The 18,751-nt window shown below is 50.0% G+C and carries 14 protein-coding genes; 9 read left to right on the top strand and 5 right to left on the bottom strand.

The window, feature by feature from the left end; all coding sequences use genetic code 11:
* Positions 1-120 precede the first annotated feature (120 nt).
* From aroB to H5715_RS12835, 4 genes are all read left to right on the top strand, one after another.
* A complete protein-coding gene (gene aroB / locus H5715_RS12850; protein WP_075185430.1) occupies positions 121-1,209 on the top strand; it encodes a 3-dehydroquinate synthase in 1,089 nt (362 codons plus the stop codon).
* 20 nt (positions 1,210-1,229) lie between these two features.
* Positions 1,230-2,705, top strand: coding sequence for an SPOR domain-containing protein (locus H5715_RS12845; RefSeq protein WP_075185431.1), 1,476 nt, complete (start codon positions 1,230-1,232; stop codon positions 2,703-2,705).
* A 392-nt stretch (positions 2,706-3,097) separates the two neighbouring features.
* Positions 3,098-7,549 (top strand): glutamate synthase large subunit, encoded by a 4,452-nt coding sequence (gene gltB / locus H5715_RS12840; RefSeq protein ID WP_185906531.1) that lies wholly within the window; start codon positions 3,098-3,100, stop codon positions 7,547-7,549.
* A gap of 109 nt (positions 7,550-7,658) precedes the next feature.
* Positions 7,659-9,077 (top strand): FAD-dependent oxidoreductase, encoded by a 1,419-nt coding sequence (locus tag H5715_RS12835; RefSeq protein WP_075185433.1) that lies wholly within the window; start codon positions 7,659-7,661, stop codon positions 9,075-9,077.
* A gap of 31 nt (positions 9,078-9,108) precedes the next feature.
* Here the strand turns inward: H5715_RS12835 and H5715_RS12830 are convergent, their stop codons facing one another.
* Positions 9,109-9,267 (bottom strand): hypothetical protein, encoded by a 159-nt coding sequence (locus H5715_RS12830; RefSeq protein WP_175574253.1) that lies wholly within the window; start codon positions 9,265-9,267, stop codon positions 9,109-9,111.
* A 46-nt stretch (positions 9,268-9,313) separates the two neighbouring features.
* Here H5715_RS12830 and hemE point away from each other — a divergent pair, with 46 nt between their 5' ends.
* Both hemE and H5715_RS12820 read left to right on the top strand, forming a co-directional pair.
* Positions 9,314-10,381 carry a uroporphyrinogen decarboxylase gene (gene hemE, locus H5715_RS12825; protein ID WP_075185434.1) on the top strand — a complete coding sequence of 356 codons (1,068 nt, stop codon included), beginning with the start codon at positions 9,314-9,316 and terminating at the stop codon, positions 10,379-10,381.
* Between the two features lie 261 nt (positions 10,382-10,642).
* The gene (locus H5715_RS12820) at positions 10,643-12,022 is read left to right on the top strand and encodes a cyclic di-GMP phosphodiesterase (RefSeq protein WP_075185435.1); all 1,380 of its coding nucleotides are present in this window, start codon (positions 10,643-10,645) and stop codon (positions 12,020-12,022) included.
* Here the strand turns inward: H5715_RS12820 and H5715_RS12815 are convergent.
* From H5715_RS12815 to rsgA, 3 genes are all read right to left on the bottom strand, one after another.
* Positions 12,008-12,871 (bottom strand): methylated-DNA--[protein]-cysteine S-methyltransferase, encoded by an 864-nt coding sequence (locus tag H5715_RS12815; RefSeq protein WP_075185436.1) that lies wholly within the window; start codon positions 12,869-12,871, stop codon positions 12,008-12,010. The two genes, H5715_RS12820 and H5715_RS12815, sit on opposite strands and share 15 nt — an antisense overlap.
* A 69-nt stretch (positions 12,872-12,940) precedes the next feature.
* Complete coding sequence (gene asd / locus H5715_RS12810; protein ID WP_075185437.1) at positions 12,941-13,795, bottom strand: archaetidylserine decarboxylase; 855 nt, start codon at positions 13,793-13,795, stop codon at positions 12,941-12,943.
* A gap of 54 nt (positions 13,796-13,849) precedes the next feature.
* On the bottom strand, positions 13,850-14,851 hold the full coding sequence (gene rsgA, locus H5715_RS12805; RefSeq protein WP_075185438.1) for a small ribosomal subunit biogenesis GTPase RsgA: 1,002 nt from the start codon (positions 14,849-14,851) through the stop codon (positions 13,850-13,852).
* A gap of 159 nt (positions 14,852-15,010) precedes the next feature.
* Between rsgA and orn the strand changes: the two genes are divergently transcribed.
* The 3 genes from orn (at position 15,011) to H5715_RS12790 (ending at position 17,517) form a co-directional block, all read left to right on the top strand.
* Positions 15,011-15,556 carry an oligoribonuclease gene (gene orn, locus H5715_RS12800; RefSeq protein WP_075185454.1) on the top strand — a complete coding sequence of 182 codons (546 nt, stop codon included), beginning with the start codon at positions 15,011-15,013 and terminating at the stop codon, positions 15,554-15,556.
* Positions 15,557-15,887: 331 nt separating this feature from the next.
* Positions 15,888-16,226 (top strand): hypothetical protein, encoded by a 339-nt coding sequence (locus tag H5715_RS12795; RefSeq protein WP_083608002.1) that lies wholly within the window; start codon positions 15,888-15,890, stop codon positions 16,224-16,226.
* A gap of 79 nt (positions 16,227-16,305) precedes the next feature.
* Entirely contained in the window at positions 16,306-17,517 is a 1,212-nt protein-coding gene (locus H5715_RS12790) for an MFS transporter (protein ID WP_246434531.1), read from the top strand.
* Positions 17,518-17,570: 53 nt separating this feature from the next.
* Here the strand turns inward: H5715_RS12790 and queG are convergent, their stop codons facing one another.
* On the bottom strand, positions 17,571-18,701 hold the full coding sequence (gene queG / locus H5715_RS12785) for a tRNA epoxyqueuosine(34) reductase QueG (protein ID WP_075185440.1): 1,131 nt from the start codon (positions 18,699-18,701) through the stop codon (positions 17,571-17,573).
* Positions 18,702-18,751 lie beyond the last annotated feature (50 nt).

Genomic DNA, 18,751 nt, shown 5'->3' with positions numbered 1-18,751 from the left:
CAGCCTGTTGCGGAAACCTCCTCCTTTTTGCCTGCAGTGATATCTTAGGGTGTTCTCGTATACAATGTCGCCGATTGTTTCTGTTTGTGCTAAATACATCTATTGGACTTAATACACTATATGGCAACTCGAAGATTACATGTTGAGCTTGGTGAAAGAAGTTACCCCATTTTTATTGGTGAGCAATTGCTGAATTGTGGCGATTATTTAAAGCCGTATCTATCTTCCGATCAGGTAATGCTTGTAACCAATGAAACAGTAGATCCTCTCTATGCCCATAAAGTTGAAGCGCTACTGGGTGAAAGCTTTCGCTTGGATAAGGTAGTGTTGCCCGATGGCGAGCAGTTTAAAAACCTGGAAACATTAAATCTCATTTTTGATGGTCTGTTAAGTAAGCGCCACAACCGGCGCACTACACTGGTGGCTTTGGGGGGCGGTGTTATTGGCGACATGGTCGGCTTTGCCGCCGCTAGTTATCAGCGGGGTGTAAATTTTATCCAGATCCCGACAACACTGTTGTCGCAGGTCGACTCGTCAGTTGGCGGAAAAACAGGTGTAAACCACCCGTTGGGTAAAAATATGATCGGTGCGTTTTATCAACCGAAGTCGGTCATTATCGATACAGATGTTCTGGCAACTCTTCCCGATAGAGAGCTTTCTGCAGGTTTAGCTGAAGTGATCAAATATGGTTTGATTGCTGACGCGGAGTTTTTCTCCTGGCTTGAGCAGAACATGGATGCCCTTCTGGCGAGAGATAGCGATGCTCTGGCCTATGCTATCGACGTATCCTGCAAAACGAAAGCCGATATTGTCGCGAAAGACGAAACTGAATCCGGTCTGCGGGCCATTTTAAACCTTGGGCATACCTTTGGTCATGCAATAGAGTCCTATATGGGCTATGGCGTATGGGTTCACGGTGAGGCGGTTGGTGCCGGCATGGTTATGGCGTGCGATTTATCCTTGCGCTTGGGGTGGATTGAGCAAAGCGTTTATGACAGAGCCATAGAGCTGATTGAGAAGGCAAAATTGCCGATAAAAGTGCCGGAAACAATGACCCCCGATATTTTTATGCAATATATGGCTGTCGACAAAAAAGTACTTGATGGTACTTTGCGCTTGGTCCTTTTAACTGGATGCGGAGAGTCCGTAGTGACAGCAGACTTTGACCCTAAAAAACTTGAAGAAACGCTAACGGAGTTCTGTAGTTAAGACAACTGGGCGCAACTATTATGGACAACCAAGAGCTTGATTTAGTGATCCCAAAAGAGGGTGTTGATCAGCCTCAAGTTGGTTATAGGCAAGGGCCGGTTTATTTTGCCACACCTGGGCGTCAGGTACTTATCGATCAAATTTTACATTTGCTTCAGTTCGGCGAAGGTTTACCGGTTATCGTCGGTGCCGCTGGAGCGGGGAAAACATGTTTTCTCAATGAGTTAAAAAGCCATCTCGAACACCTCCCCTTGTGCGTCAATTTTTGTGCAGAGAGTGACGCTGATCTTCAGAAAAATCTGGCTCTAATTACGGCACGTCTTGGGGTTAGCATCGGTGCAATGGGTGGTCCGGGCGAAATGCTGGCCGCTTTAAGGCATTTTAGTCAGTCACTTACTGCAGAGCAGAAGCAGGCCGTGTTGATAATTGATAATGCCCACCTACTCGATGATTCAACGCTTGGTGCGCTTATTAGTTTGGTGCAGGGGCAGGAGCAGGAGGCTGCAGGTTATGGTCTAGTGTTGCTCTTGGCTGCTCAGTCGGGTTTGGTGGAGCGCTTGGATGAGTTGCAGTTGCTGGAAGTGCCTGTTTATGACTTTGAGATGCCGCTTCTTTCCGCCGCAGAGTTGCGGGCTTTTTTTTCAGATCTAGGGTTGGAGTGGTCGGGGCGGCTTGATGATGAAGCTCTGAATAGCCTTTGGGCTAAATCGATGGGCAATCCGGGTGTTGCGTTAGGGCTTTTGGAGTCAATGGTTGGGGCCGGTGAATCGCGGTCTAAAACTGATAGCGCAAAGGGAAAAACGTTTGGTTTACCGCTAGGCCATATCGTAGCAATGCTGGTGTTGGTTAGCGTCCTCATTTGGGCGCTGACGTCGCAGAATATAAGTGAGACGCCGAAGTTGGTTTTGTCGCCGACCCTCAGCTCTGGACAGCTTACGGAAGAGCGTAAGGTGCCGGAAAAAGTGCAAGCCCTTGGTAGTGTTTCCTCCGAGTCAGCAGCAAAGGAAGGTATCGATTTAACAGGCTCAGTCGAGATTGTTGGTGGATTGGCTGCAGGCACTTCACCCGAAGCTGCAGAGATTGTAGTTGTTCCTGCGAAACCAGCTTTTGTTGCGTCCGCCAGGAATAATGTTGCGCCCACGCCCACGCCCAGCCCCACACCTGCTCCATTCGTTGAATCTTTAGCCTTCGAATACGACGAGCTTTTTTTGCTTTCTCGCTCAAGTGGCGAGTACACTTTACAGGTGTTAGTTGCCAGCAGAGAGGCTTCTCTCCAGTCTTATATGGCGCGCCAGGCCAACCGTAAGTCCTTGTATGTCTACGAGGGGCTTAGAAAAGGAGAGCGGCGCGCGATCGTACTTGCGGGGGTCTACGCTTCCAGGTCGGCAGCGTTGAATGCGCGGGATCAGTTGCCAGCAGAGCAGCGAACGGCAGGCCCGTGGCCTCGCTCGTTAAAAGATATTAAACAGGAGATCGACGCAATTCGGCGCAATTAATAGGGTTTTTGTTGAGTGGAGTTTTTCTTGCCAAGCCCATTAAGTGCAGTTAACATGCTTCGCCCAGATTATCTAAAGCCCCGAATTTATGGGGTTTTTTTGTCTGGTTTGTATGCCTTTCAGCTTTGGTGAGAACCGGGAATTGCGAAACTGCTTCTTAAAGCTGCATGTTTAAATCCATCCCTAACGCTGCGCCCTCCAACAAGCTGTATGTAAACTAGATACGTAAAAGCTGTCTAAATCTAAGTGGTTTTTGTACCGTGCCGGCAGGCAGCCGGATCGAATTGTGCATAGTATAGTGTTCGCCGTAATGGCGGCTGCTAGAGAGTATCAATTGCGCCCCTAGATGGTGCGTTAACAGATGGAAGCGAATGAACAAAGTGAATGAGCCTATGAATACTGGTCTCTACCGGTTGGACGAGTTTAAAGATAACTGCGGCTTTGGCATGATCGCCCACTTAAAGGGCAATCCGAGTCACAAGTTGTTGTCCACGGGAATCGAAGCCCTGACATGTATGACGCACCGTGGTGGCATTGCCGCCGATGGAAAAACGGGCGACGGCTGTGGTTTGCTTATTCAGAAGCCGGATAGCTTTTTGCGTACGGTCGCACGTGAAGAGCTCGGATTTGAGTTGGCCAGTTGCTACGGTGTTGGTGCCATTATGCTCAGCACCGATAAAGCCGAAGCGGACGCCTCACGTACTGTCGTCGAAGAGGAGTTGGCAGCGGTTGGTTTTGCTGAATGCGCTTGGCGCGAAGTACCAACAGACTCGAACTGTTTAGGCCCTATCGCGCTGCAAACACTGCCCTCCATTTACCACCTATTTGTGAATGCGGATCATCTGAGCGACCAGGAGCTGGGAGCGAAACTCTTTGTTGCGCGACGTAAAGCTGAAATCCGTTTGGCCGCAGATGCGTCTTTTTATATTGCGAGCTTGAGCCACAAGGTCTTGTCCTATAAAGGCTTGATGATGCCAGTGGATTTGCCCAGCTTCTATAAAGATTTGGCGGACGAACGCCTGAAAACCGCGATTTGTGTTTTCCACCAGCGTTTCTCCACCAACACATTACCTGAGTGGCCGCTGGCACAACCATTTCGTATGTTGGCGCACAACGGAGAGATCAACACCATTATGGGTAACCGTAACTGGTCTGTTGCGCGTACCAAAAAATTCCAGACTCCGTTACTGCCCAATGTTGAAGAGATTGTCCCACTGGTAAATCGTACTGGTTCGGACTCGTCCAGCCTGGATAATATGCTGGAGTTACTATTGGTTGGTGGCATGGAGTTGCACCGTGCCGCCCGAATGCTGGTGCCGCCCGCTTGGCAGAATGTTGAGCATATGGATAGCGAGCTCAAGGCGTTTTATGAATACAACTCTATGCATATCGAGCCCTGGGATGGTCCCGCAGGCTTGGTCTTAACGGATGGTCGCTACGCGGTTTGTACCCTTGATCGAAACGGTTTGCGGCCTTCGCGCTGGGTAATAACTAAAGACGACATTATTACCGTGGCCTCGGAAATTGGTGTATACAATTATTCTCCAGAAGATGTGGTTGCTAAGGGCCGATTGGGGCCGGGTCAGATCTTATCTGTAGATACCGAAACTGGAACCTTGCACCATACCGCTGATATCGACCAAATGCTTAAAACCGGCCAGCCCTATCTTCAGTGGATGAAGGAAAATGCTGTTCGTATTGAAGCTAGCCTAGATCGTGAGATGCCGGAAAACGGCCTGAATGAAGCTCAGGTTGAAACGGCAATGAAAATGTTCCAAGTCACTTTCGAGGAGTGCGATCAGGTTATTCGCCCTCTCGCGGAGGCGGGCCAGGAAGCTGTTGGGTCCATGGGGGACGACACGCCGATGGCTGTACTTTCGGAGAAGCGCCGCTCGCTCTACGATTATTTTCGTCAGCAGTTCGCCCAAGTAACCAATCCACCTATCGATCCTTTGCGTGAAGCGATAGTGATGTCATTGGAGACCTGTATTGGTCGCGAACTGTCTGTATTTGATGAGACAGCAGAGCACGCAAACCGTGTCATTCTAACCAACCCGGTATTATCGCCAGCAAAATTTAAAGCACTAATGCACCTTGGGCGATCCGGTTATGAAGCGGTCAAGATTGACCTCAACTACGATACCAAAGTGCTTAACCTCAAGCAGGCTATTGAACTAATGCTGGAAGAGGTTGTTGCTCAGGTTAAAGTGGGCAAAACCCTGGTTGTGCTATCGGATCTGAAGATTATTGAAGGCAAATTGCCTATTCATGCCTTGCTGGCGACCGGTGCCGTGCATCACCGTCTCACCCGTGAAGGCTTGCGTTGTGATGCCAATATTATTGTGGAGACAGCAACCGCGCGGGACTCTCATCATCTAGCGGCATTGATCGGCTATGGCGCCACCGCTGTCTACCCGTACCTCAGTTACTACTTGCTTGACCGTTTGGTGAAATCCGGTGAGTTGCTTACCGAGTACGCCGATGCCAGTACTAACTACCGCAAAGGTTTGGGCAAAGGGTTGTTGAAAATCCTGTCCAAAATGGGGATTTCTACTATAGCTTCATACCGCGGCGCCCAGCTATTCGAAGCCGTTGGTTTATCGGAAGATGTGGTGGATACCTGCTTCGCCGGTACGCCCAGCCGTATTAAAGGTGCCGAGTTTCTTGACCTTGAAGTGGACCAAAAGTCTCTCGCTAAGGATGCCTGGAAGGCGCGCAAAACCATTGAGCCTGGCGGCATATTGAAATATATCCACGGCCAGGAGTATCACGCGTTCAATCCGGATGTGGTGCAAACCCTGCAAAAAGCCGTACAGACCGGTGATTACGCGATATGGCGTGACTACGCAGCGTTAGTCAACAACCGGCCGGTCGCAACATTGCGCGATCTGCTAAGGCTGAAGGACGACGAGGATAAATCGATTTCGCTTGATCAGGTGGAATCGATGGAGTCGATTGTTCGCCGTTTCGACTCGGCGGCGATGTCGCTGGGAGCCTTGAGCCCGGAGGCCCATGAAGCTCTGGCACAAGCCATGAATACACTGGGTGGTCGCTCCAACAGTGGTGAAGGCGGCGAAGATGCTGTGCGCTTTGGAACCAACAAAGTCTCCAAGATCAAGCAGGTTGCCTCGGGTCGCTTTGGTGTGACGCCCCACTACCTTGTTAACGCTGAGGTGCTGCAAATTAAAGTCGCCCAGGGCGCAAAGCCTGGGGAAGGCGGCCAGCTTCCTGGCGGAAAAGTAAACGAGTTGATTGCTCGTCTGCGTTACTCTGTACCCGGTGTTACCTTGATTTCGCCACCCCCTCACCACGATATTTATTCCATTGAAGATTTGGCTCAGCTGATTTTCGATCTTAAGCAGGTGAACCCGGATGCCCTGGTATCCGTAAAGTTGGTATCGCGTCCGGGCGTGGGTACGATTGCAGCCGGTGTTGCTAAAGCCTATGCGGATTTGATTACGATTTCGGGCTACGATGGCGGTACGGCGGCAAGCCCACTGACCTCCATCCGCTATGCTGGTTCGCCCTGGGAGCTGGGACTGGCGGAAACTCATCAGACTCTACGTGCCAACGACCTTCGAGGTAAGGTTCGCGTGCAAACGGATGGTGGACTTAAGTCTGGTCTGGACGTGATTAAAGCAGCGATTCTCGGCGCGGAAAGCTTTGGTTTCGGCACGGCGCCTATGGTTGCTTTGGGTTGTAAGTACCTGCGTATCTGTCACCTGAACAACTGCGCTACCGGTGTTGCTACTCAGCAGGAGGCCTTGCGTCGAGATCATTACATTGGCACCGTAGATATGGCGATGAACTTCTTTAGGTTTGTTGCTGAAGAGGTTCGGGAGTGGATGGCTAAGCTAGGGGTTCGCACTATTGATGATTTGATCGGTCGTGTTGATCTGTTAGAGGCTATCGAGGGTAATACGCCCCGGCAACAAAAATTGGATCTTAGTCCACTGCTGCATACGGACACACTGCTGGAATCCAAGCCTCAATTCTGTAAATTGGAACGCAATCCACCTTTCGATAAGGGGCTGCTGGCCGAAGAAATGGTGAACACTATTCTGCCGGCCATTGAATCCAAATCGGGCGGTCAATTCGAGTTTATCGTTACTAACTGTGATCGCTCCATCGGTGCGCGTATCAGTGGTGAAATTGCCAAGCGTCACGGCAATCAGGGAATGGCCAGTAAACCCATTACCCTAAAGCTCAAGGGTGTTGCTGGTCAGAGCTTTGGTGTGTGGAACGCCGGTGGTCTTGATATGGTACTGGAAGGCGATGCCAACGATTACGTGGGCAAAGGCATGGCCGGCGGTAAGCTGGTGATTCGTCCTCCTAAAGGGTCTGCGTTCGCAAGTCAGGACACCAGTATTATGGGGAATACCTGCCTCTATGGTGCTACCGGTGGCAAGTTGTTTGCTGCGGGCCGCGCAGGCGAGCGTTGCGGCGTCCGCAACTCCGGTGCACATGCGGTTGTCGAGGGTGTTGGCGACCACTGCTGTGAATATATGACTGGTGGAGTGGTTACCGTTCTGGGTGATACTGGCGTGAACTTCGGTGCCGGGATGACCGGAGGTTTCGCCTACGTGCTGGACCAGAAGAACAATTTTGTCGACAAATACAATCACGAATTGGTGGATATTACGCGTATCAATACCGAGGCATTGGAAGCTCATCGCAACCATTTGCGCAGCGTGATTGACGAGTTTGTGTCTGAAACTAAAAGTACCTGGGGTCAGCACATTCTTGATAATTTCGACACATTTGTCGGCAAGTTCTGGCTGGTGAAGCCTCGCGCTGCAGATCTCGACAGTATGCTCCACAGTGTGCGGCGGCGCGGCGAGTAATCCATAAATTTGCCAGCTTCTGGTGTCATGCCAGAAGTTGAACGAGAGGGCAGTACACACTGCCGGGTGCAGAAATGTACACAAGCAAAGAGTATCAAGGGCTGAATGTATGTCTGAAAGACTGAACAACAACTTCCAATTTCTCGATGTCGGGCGGCAGGATCCGGACAAAAAAGATATTGTCACGCGCAAAGAGAGTTTTGAGGAAATTTATCAGCCTTTTACCGAAAAGCAGGTAGAGGGGCAGGCGCATCGTTGCCTTGAATGTGGCAACCCTTACTGTGAATGGAAGTGTCCGGTACACAATTACATTCCCAACTGGTTAAAACTGGTTGCTGAGGGCAACGTTATCGAGGCGGCTGAATTGTGTCATCAAACCAATTCGTTGCCCGAGGTTTGTGGACGCGTTTGTCCACAAGATCGTTTGTGTGAAGGTGCATGTACCCTCAACGACGGCTTCGGTGCGGTAACTATCGGCAACACTGAAAAATATATTACCGATACAGCTTTCGCTTTGGGTTGGAAGCCGGATATGAGCAAAGTTACCTGGACGGGTAAAAAAGTGGCTGTGATTGGTGCCGGCCCTGCTGGTCTTGGGTGTGCCGATATTCTGGTACGCAACGGAGTTAAACCCACCGTTTTTGATCGTCATCCGGAAATTGGTGGCTTGCTGACTTTTGGTATTCCCGAATTTAAATTGGAAAAGTCTGTAATCCAAAAGCGTCGTGAAATCTTTACCGGAATGGGCGTTGAGTTCCGTTTAAATACGGAAGTGGGTAAAGATATAACCATGGATGAAATTCTGGATCAGTACGATGCCGTTTTTCTTGGCATGGGCACCTACACTTATATGAAAGGGGGATTTCCTGGTGAAGATCTGCCCGGTGTATACGATGCGCTGCCTTTCTTAATTTCCAATGCCAATCGCAACCTGGGTTTTGAAAAAGAAGCCAGCGATTTTATCAGCGTGGAAGGTCAGAGGGTTGTCGTACTGGGTGGAGGTGATACCGCCATGGACTGTAACCGCACCTCCATTCGCCAGAATGCGGATAAGGTTAACTGTGTATATCGTCGCGATGAAGAAAATATGCCGGGCTCGCGTCGAGAAGTAACCAATGCACGTGAAGAAGGTGTTAACTTTCTTTTTAACCGTCAGCCGATCGAAATCGTAGGCGAAGGTAAAGTTGAAGGTATTAAGGTCATTACCACTAAAATGGGTGAGCCGGATGAAAATGGCCGCCGCCGCGCGGAGCCTATTCCCGGCAGCGAAGAGGTTATTCCTGCAGATGTTGTACTGATTGCCTTTGGATTCCGCCCAAGCCCTGCGCCCTGGTTTGAGCAGCACGCTATTTCGGTCAACAGCTGGGGTGGTGTGGAAGCCCCTGAAAAGCAAAAATTTAAATTTCAGACGTCCAACCCAAAAGTGTTTGCCGGGGGTGATATGGTGCGCGGCTCGGATCTGGTTGTTACCGCGATCTGGGAAGGCCGGGAAGCGGCCGATGGTATTTTGGATTTTCTTAACATATAAATATGAGTGGCCGACTGTACTTTTCTCGGCCTTATCGCAACCCTTGAGCAGAATGACGCTTACTTAGGAAGGCGCGTGCAAGCTCGCACAGGGTGAAACTATTTAGATCGTGCTGTTTGCCCAACCTGGGGTCGAGGCTGATGCCTGTCAGTAGCCGTTCTGCCGTTTCGTCCTGTTCGCGTCTTGGCATTAATGCAATATCTTAAGTAAGAGTGGTTCGACGCAGACTTAGACCCATGACCGAATTAAAAAACGATCGTTTTCTCCGCGCACTGCTGCGTCAACCCGTCGATGTAACACCTGTCTGGATGATGCGCCAAGCAGGACGATATCTTCCTGAATACCGAGCCGCTCGATCCAGGGCCGGCGATTTTATGGGGCTCTGTACCAATCCCGAGCGTGCCTGTGAAGTGACATTGCAACCCTTGGAGCGATACCCGCTGGATGCGGCTATTCTGTTCTCCGATATTCTTACCATTCCCGATGCGATGGGCTTGGGTTTATATTTTGAAACGGGAGAAGGGCCAAAATTCCGCAAGCCTGTGCGCACAGCGAAAGATGTTGAAAGCCTGCCTGTGGTGAATGCGGAAAAAGAACTGACTTATGTGGTCGATGCGGTTAAAACCATTCGCTCCGAGCTGAATGGGCGGGTGCCATTGATCGGCTTTTCTGGAAGCCCATGGACCTTAATGACCTACATGGTGGAAGGTGGCTCAAGTAAGGATTTTCGACGCGCCAAAACCATGGTTTACGATCAGCCTGAGCTTGCCCAGCTACTGTTGGATAAATTAGTAGCATCGGTCACCGACTACCTTAATGCCCAGATCCGTGCCGGAGCCCAGGCTGTCCAGATTTTCGATACCTGGGGTGGAGCTCTTGCTCACGATGCCTATTTGAAATACTCGCTGGAGCCCATGCAGCGTATCGTTGGCGGACTCATTAAAGAGCACGAGGGGCGCCAAGTGCCGGTGATCCTTTTTACTAAGGGCGGTGGCCAGTGGTTGGAGTCCATGGCGGATACGGGTGCATCTGCCTTGGGTTTGGATTGGACAACCCATATTGGGTTGGCCCGACAGCGCGTAGGCGAGAGAGTGGCTCTTCAGGGGAATATGGATCCAACCATGCTTTACGCCAGCCCGGAAAGAATTGTGTCTGAGGTATCGGCCATATTGGCAGCATACGGCAAGGGCAATGGGCATGTATTTAACCTAGGCCATGGTATTACGCCTGAAGTCGATCCTGAGCATGCGGGGGCGTTTATCCGCGCAGTTCATGACCTGTCCTACAAATATCATAGCGAATAGGGAAATTATTCGCGTTTCAGCTTAATATAATGCTTACATATTACATCGATTTATATTTGGCCTGACAGGTGATGGATCGGATCAACAACTACACATATCCGTTCGTCGTGTACCCTTACCCGTTTTAACTGTCCTCGATTATAATTTGATCGTTAAGAAAGTGGCGCGAAAATCCATTTGGCGTGCTAATCTATATATTGTCACTATAGCTTGAATGAACGCGTTGAGTTGCTTCGGGTCGTTGTTGCAGGGGGAAAATTCTTGGGGATTAAGCAGGTCAAAATAGACGTCAATGAGTTAACGGTTGGCATGTTTGTGTCGGGCCTCGACAGGCCGTGGACACAAACTCCCTTTCCGTTACAGGGCTTCTATATTCGTGACCTCGATGAAATTAAAGAGTTAAAAGTACACTGTAACACCGTCTATATAGATGTGGTTAAAGGCTCTTCCCCGGTAAAAACTAGTTTGCGTAAGCTCACAGAGCGCTCCGCCAGTGGTCGAAAAGCCGCGCGAGCTCCCCAGCAAACACGTATTGTCGACGTGGCGCCACTGAAAATTCGGCGCGATGTTTACTGCGAAGTTCAGCCACTGGAGAAAGAGATGGCTCCCGCGCGCGAATTGCACCAGCAGGTGTACAACGCCGTAGGCAGTGTGATGGGCCATCTGAATCAGGATCACCAGCACGTACCCATCAATGAAACTAAGCGCGTCGCTAGTCAGATGGTAGACAGCGTACTGCGCAGTCCGGATGCCTTTACCTGGTTAAGTCGGGTTCGAGAGAAGGATGAGTACACCTATTCCCACGCCGTGCGCGCGGCCGTTTGGGGCATTTTATTTGGTCGTCATATTGGTCTACCCAAAGCAGATCTCGATGTGTTGGCAATGGGTGTACTGTTGAAAGATATTGGTAAGACACGCTTGCCTAAGCATTTACTGGAAAGTAAGAGGCGCTCCAGTACTGAGCAGGAAGCTTACGAAAAATTTATTGATTACGGTGTAGAAATCCTACGCAAATTGCCAGATGTTCAGCCTCGAGTCACCTCTGTGGTTAAAACCCATTGCGAGCGCGTCAACGGCAGTGGCTACCCGCAGCATCTGCGTGGTGATAAAATTCCTCTACTGGGCAAGATCGCAGGTATTGTCACCTTTTACGATGAAACCGTAAATCCCCGCGGCGAAGCACAGCCGTTGTCGCCATCCAGAGCTGTTGCTAAGTTATACGAGCTGCGCGAAATTGAATTTCAGGAAGAGTTGGTCGTGGAATTTATTCGCGCGATTGGTTTGTACCCTACGGGAACCTTGGTGGAACTCTCTACTGGCGAAGTTGGTGTTGTTGTAGAGCAAAATTTTGAGCGTCGTTTAAAGCCTGTTGTTATGGTGGTACTGGATGCTTATAAACAGACCATGAAAAAGTCTGAGTTGGTCGATCTAGCGGCAGACGAAAAAGATAAACAAACGAAACTGGATTCCGGCAAATACAGCCCTTCAGACATTCAGCGTGTTGAAATCCTTCAAGATCTCCAGCCTGGTGCATATGATGTTGATGTGGCCGGTATTCGGGATGAGTATATTCAGCGCAAGCAGGGGCGAGGTTTACTGGGCTTGTTTAGGCGCAAAGGCCTGAAATTACCCGGTCTCTAATGGTTGTACCGGGTGTGCGAGTAATTCTTTCCCCAATAATATTTTTTTAGTTTCCAGCCCCCAGCGGTAGCCACCTAGTGCGCCGCTGGCCTGAATTACCCGATGACAGGGGATCAGTACGGCGACGGGATTTAAACCAACGGCCTGACCAACGGCTCGGCTGGCGTTTTTATCTCCTAGCTTTTCGGCGAGTTCACCGTAGCTTTGAATGTGGCCTGGTGGGATCTTAAGCAGTCCGCGCCAAACGGCGACCTGGAAATTGGTACCACTAACCCAGAGGTGCAGTTTTTCGGCTTTGCGGCGTGAAAAAAGGCTATGGAGTTGATCTTGCGCTGCCGGGTTGTCCTGGTGCCAGTTAGCATGTCGCCACTGATTTTTACTTTTTTCAAAATCCGCTTTCGCGAGATCGGCATTACCGGCTTCAAATCTTAGGCTGTGAATGCCGCGGTTATTCCAGATGAGGCGGGCTCTTCCCAGGGGCGTTTGGCCGTCGCCAAAATAAAAATCCAGGTTTTTACCGCCGCTTTTAAGCTCGCCAGGAGTGACTGCTTCCAACGTCACCATATGATCGTACAGCCGACTGCCGCTAGACATGCCCAATGACAAGCTGGTTTGCAGGCAGGAGTTACCCTTGCCCAACAGCTGCTTGGCCTGCTCTACAGTTACCTGTTGCAGAAATTGTTTTGGCGTTAGGCCTGTCCATTGGCGAAATAGTGTGTGGAATTGCGAGCAGCTTAAGTGAAGTTGGTTGGCGATTTGCTCGGTAGATGGCTGATCGAGAAAGTGCGATTGCAGGAGCTGAATCGCTTTGGTCATTCGCCGATAATTGAGTTCGTTTTGATTCGACATATTGAGCTTGTTCAGAATAATGTTGAATAACTCTACATGCCGAATGCGCTAAAAACGACCCGGATCCGACTATTGTGGGGTTTCTGTAATCGCTTCGCCCATCTGCACAGTTCGCCCTGGAGCAATCCGTTTCGACCACTTGGCACTGTTTTCCGGCAGCAGGACTATAACGGTGGAGCCGAGCTTAAAGCGACCCATTTCCTGGCCTCGCTCCAGTGAAACCGATTCTTGTTCCTGGTAGTGGAAACAGGCGGTTTTATTCCCGCGCGGAGCCACTTCTCCAGCCCAGACTGTTTCAATAGAGGCCACAATCATAGCGCCCACCAGAATAACGGCGACAGGGCCGATCTCAGTTTCGAAAATGGAGACAACGCGTTCGTTGCGGGCGAAGAGGTTATCGACATTGTCTACTGTTGTCGGGTTGACGGAGAAAAGTGCGCCGGGAACATGAGTCATGGACTTCAACTTGCCTGCAATGGGCATATGGACTCGGTGATAGTCTTTCGGCGACAAATAGACGGTGCAGAACTGTCCGTTTTCGAATTGTTTTGCCAGGTCGGTATCACCTCCCAGCAGAGCCGTTGTGGTAAAGGATTTGCCTTTGGCCTGAAAAATCGTGCTGCCGTTAATGGATCCAGTCTGGCTAATGGCGCCATCAGCGGGGCAAATCAGGAGCTTGCTGTCATCGGCTAAAGGGCGAGCCTCGGATTTCAGGGCTCGACAGAAAAATTCGTTAAAGCTGCTATAAGCAGTGAGGCTCTCCTCTTCAGCTTCAGCCATATTGACATTAAAGCTATCGGCAAATCGCTGTATTAGAAAATCCTTTAACCAAGGGATTTCCGTCTGTGCGAACCAGCCAACCAATCGCGAAAGCAGGTGGTGTGGTGTGAGATATTGTAGAGTGATAAATAAGAATGACTTCACGAAGTGAGTTCCTTGGGGCCGTAATGGAGGCGTCATTTAGGGTTGTAGGGGCCGTTAAAATGTTTTTATATCAACATCGTCTAGCGACCCGATTATACGGCGAAAACTGGAAAATCGCTCTGCGGATATCTGGCCTTTTTCAACAGCGGTGTTGATGGCGCAGCCCGGTTCTTGTTCGTGGTTACAGTCGCGAAACTTGCATTGGCCCGCCAGGGGTTTTAGCTCGACAAAGCCCTGTATCACCTCGTCTTTGTTCAGGTGCCACAAGCCAAACTCTCGTATGCCGGGAGAGTCGATACAGTCGCCGCCCTCGGGGAAGTGGTACAGCCGGGAGTGGGTGGTGGTGTGGCGACCCTTTGCGACCTGCTCGGAGAGCTCACCAATTTTAATGTCTTCACCGGGGAGCAGTTGTTGTATTAGAGATGATTTGCCGACGCCAGACTGCCCGGCAAAAATGCTGATTTTAGACTTGAGTTCATGCTTGAGCTGATCCATTCCCGATGCGGTTTTAGCTGAGGCTCGAATCACGTTATAACCGATGTTCCGGTAGTGAATTAATTGCTTTTCGATGGGGTGTTCATTTTCAGAGCTGAGCAGGTCTGATTTATTAACGAGTAGCACCGGCGTAACGCCTAGGTTTTCGGCGGCGACCAAATAGCGGTCGATCAGGCCTGTATGGGGTTCAGGCTCGGGCGCCAAGGTGATCAGAACCTGATCAATGTTGGCTGCGACCGCACGCATTTTTCCGTAACTGTCTGGCCGTTGTAGTCGGTTACGGCAGGGTTCTACGGAAACGATAACGCCACTGCTTTCATCGTGTTGCTGCCAAACCACCCGATCACCGGTAACAATATCCCCAAGATTCGCACGCAGGTGGCAGCGCCACACTTTTCCGTCGGCGGCCTCAATATCGGCCTGCTTACTGAAGCGGGCGATAACCAGCCCGTGCTCATCGATACCGCTACCCTGGGGCTGCTCACTGGCTTGTCGGCTGCGCCGCTGCTGGTTTTGCGCGATTCTGCGTGATTGTTGGTGGCTGAGTTTACGCTTAGTCATGCGAGCCAGTGCGAGGCGCTAAGGCAGGGTGTCCCGCGATTGAAAAACGTATAATAACCGAGGTTATACTTAACGGTACTCTTAGTGCCGGGCGCCTATTGATGGGAACTTCCTCTTCTAGCTGCTAAAATCATGAATTGTATTGTAATGGAAAAAACTATGGCTATCAGCGAAAACAATTTGATTTGGGTTGACTTGGAAATGACAGGGTTAATCCCCGAGCACGATGTTATTATCGAAATAGCCACCGTCGTTACAGATGCGAACCTCAATACTTTGGCGGAGGGTCCGGTTTTTGCGATTAACCAGCCCGATGCAGTTCTAGAACAAATGGACGAATGGTGTACCCATCAGCATGGCAAGTCAGGTTTAACTGCTCGGGTAAAAAGCAGCGAAATCACGATTGCAGCGGCTGAACAGGCTACGCTCGATTTTTTGGCGCAATGGGTGCCTGCGGGGAAATCACCCATGTGTGGCAACTCCATCGGTCAAGATCGTCGCTTTTTACAGCGATTTATGCCCCGCCTCGCGCATTATTTTCACTATCGCAATATCGATGTTAGTACACTTAAAGAGCTGGCTGCGCGCTGGTCGCCCGAGATGCTTAAAGGGTTCAAAAAGCAGGGCTCTCATTTGGCTCTCGATGATATTCGGGAATCTGTTGCTGAGCTGGCCTATTACCGTGAGCACTTTATTCGTAAGTGAGCGGGTCCACAAGTAGGTTGATTTGGCTAGATTTTTTTATTCTTGCCTTCTTCGTCCTAAGCTATAAATTATCTAACTCATGGCATAGTACACCGCTTTTATTCATATGAAGGGGTGTATGATGGCGACCGCTGTGCCGATATCATTAATCGGTATTAATTCAGATGTTTTTAGTGCAATGGGTTTTTTGACAAAATTGCACTTCAGGACAAAGCTTTTAGTAACAAGTCAGTCACATTGGTTGTGCATCGGCAGAAACGCGCCGGATGCTACGGCCGGTTAATGTGTTGTTACGGGCTTTAATCGTATTTAGCTCGAAGGAATGAGATCTATGCAATACAATGGTTTTTCTGTACCCCTCTATAACGTTTCGGAATCTGATTCATTTGACGCGGGTTCTATACCGACAACAACGGCTTCCGTTAGTGGTCGGCCTGATCGCCGAGACCGAAGCCGTCCCATCCCCTATAATTTCAAAGAATATTTAAACGACGATCAATCTTTGTCGTTAACGCAGATGGAAGGATTTGGCTGGCAGCTTGCCTTTATCCGTCGCCCCTTGTTTCAGGATGCCGTGTTGGTCGTCTGTAACGATGATAAAAGCCAGTATGGCGTACTTGAGATAGATGGTTCTATCAATATGGACGTTATGGTGACATTGCGCCATTAGCTCCCAGGCTTATAAAGCCGTCGGGTTGACTTTATTTCCTATATAATCGCGCCTCTTCCGTTCTAGGAGAGGTTTTCCTGTGTCGTCGCAATATCGTTTTTTCCACGATGGTAAATACCTGTTGGCATTCGGCTTTTTGGCCGTGTTTATGGGTAATTTTGGTCAGTCGTTTTTCCTTGGTAGCTACGGAGCAAGTATTCAGCAGGCGCTGAATTTATCTGCTTCCGGTTACGGTTTGGTTTATTCCATCGCCACTTTGATTGCTGGCACCAGTTTAATGATAGTGGGTGGCTATATCGATAAGCTGCCGCTTATTCGTTTTACTTTTTTTGTCGCAATCGGTTTGCTAGGCGGTTGTTTACTTTTTGTGGTTAGCGACAATATTTGGTTGTTGGGCTGTGCTTTTTTCCTTGTTCGTTTGTGTGGGCAGGGCCTGCTCCCCCATACGGGGGTGACCACAATGGCACGCTGCTTTGATAGACATCGTGGAAAGGGCATCAGTATTGCCGCGTCGGGTGTTCCTGTGGGCGAAATCATTTTGCCGCTCATGGCAACATTTTTAATTGCTATCGTGGGTTGGCAAAAAAGTTGGCTGATTATTGCAGCGCTGGTACCTTTTGTTTTTTTGCCTGCCAGCTATTTTTTGTTGGCGGGAGCGAGGCGAGCCGGTTTTGATTTTACGCCAGCCTCAATTCAACAGAAAAATGATGGTGATATGTCGCAGGGGCGGCGAGCGGTTTTGGCCGACGGCCGTTTCTGGCGAGTCCTGCCTGCACTCATTGCCGCGCCTTTTGTGGTTACCGGTATTTTTATTCATCAGTCTTTTTTTATTCTGGAAAAAAATTGGTCGATGGAGGTGTTTGCAGCGAGCTTCGTGGGCTACGGCATTGTTCACTGGTTAAGCTCGCTGACGGCAGGCGTTTTGGTAGATCGCTATAGTGCGGTGCGCTTACTGCCTTTCTACAATGTGCCACTTATGTTGGCGATGCTGGTGATAGCGTTTGTTCCCGGTTCTGTTGCGTCATTTCTAATGTTGGGCTTAATGGGGATGTCTATCGGTTGTAGTGGGCCGGTTAGTGGTGCGCTTTGGGCTGAAGTCTATGGAACGGGCAAGATCGGCAGCATTCGCTCTATGACGACCTCTTTTGGGGTTTGGTCTACGTCCCTTTCACCTATTTTGTTTGGTGTGTTGATCGATGGGGGAACGAGTGTGATTACGCTTAGTATCGCGCTGGCTTTTGCCGTTTTACTCGCTTGTTTTTCTGCGGCTTTTTCTTATCGGGGGAGTTGATGTGCCGGTGTGAAACCTATCTTGCGGTTGCGTTGTACCGACACTACGAAAGGTTAAGGTTTCAATTTTCTTTGGCGTTTGCGTCGAGGGTTTTTCTGCTGTTCCAGGGCCCACAGCAAATGCTCGTCGAGAAGCGATGATATCTGGTTGAGTCGTGTTTCAAGCGCGAGAATAATGTCTGGCGAAGACGGAGCATTGCCGAGCCCGATAGCAAGGTTGCGCAGCCAGCTTTGGTAGCCAATCCGGCGAATGGCAGAGCCTTCAGTATTTTTTAAAAAAGTTTGTTCGTCCCACAGAAATAAATGCAATAAATCACTGTTTGCCAGACCGTGCCGGGGTTGAAAATCCTTTTCGTCGGTTGCTTTGGCAAATTTGTTCCAGGGGCAAATAGCTTGGCAATCGTCGCAGCCAAAAACGCGGTTGCCCATCACCTCGCGAAACTCTTCGGGAATTGTCCCTTTGTTTTCAATCGTCAAGTAAGAAATGCAGCGGCGGGCGTCCAGTTGGTAGGGTTTGGGGAAGGCTGCGGTAGGGCAGACTTTTATGCAGGCTTCGCAGCTGCCACAACGGTTTTCCTGTAGCTGTTGATTCACCGGCAGGGGTAGATTGGTATAAATCTCTCCCAGGAAAAACCAACTGCCGGCCTGCTGGTTAATCAGCAGTGTATGTTTGCCTACCCAGCCGAGCCCTGCTTTCTCTGCAAGGGGCCGCTCCAGAACAGGAGCGCTGTCGACAAATGGTCGCTGGCTTACAATCAATTGCGGCAAGATGCTTTCGGCCTCACCGCGAATTTTTTCTGCAATTAGCGCCAGGCGCTTGCGAATAAGTTTGTGATAATCCCGACCGAGAGCGTAGCGAGAGATGTAGGCTTTTTCTGGTGATTTCAGAATTTTAATCTGTTCCGTATCCTGCGGTAGATAGTCCATCCGTACAGAGAGTACACGGCATGTTCCCGCGTGCAGCTCTGTGGGTTGCAGGCGTAAGGTCTTGCGTTCGGCGATCCATTCCATGCTGCCGTAATATTGCTTGTCCAGCCACTCTTCGAAGCGTTCCGCCTCGCTGCTTAGGTTTGCATCGCAAATCCCAATTTGTTGAAAGCCCAGCTCTTTAGCCCAGTTCTGAATTTTATTCGTCAGGCTTTCCAGGGCCGCCGTTTGTTCACTATTTAATTGTATTTCGTTCATCTGATAGGTGTGGGGCTGTATTGGAATGACGATTGAGCTTTGGGCGCGGG

The organism is Teredinibacter haidensis, assembly GCF_014211975.1.
Classification (GTDB): domain Bacteria; phylum Pseudomonadota; class Gammaproteobacteria; order Pseudomonadales; family Cellvibrionaceae; genus Teredinibacter; species Teredinibacter haidensis.
Note: the sequence above shows the minus strand (reverse complement) of the source record. Positions and strands in the feature narration are given on the sequence as shown.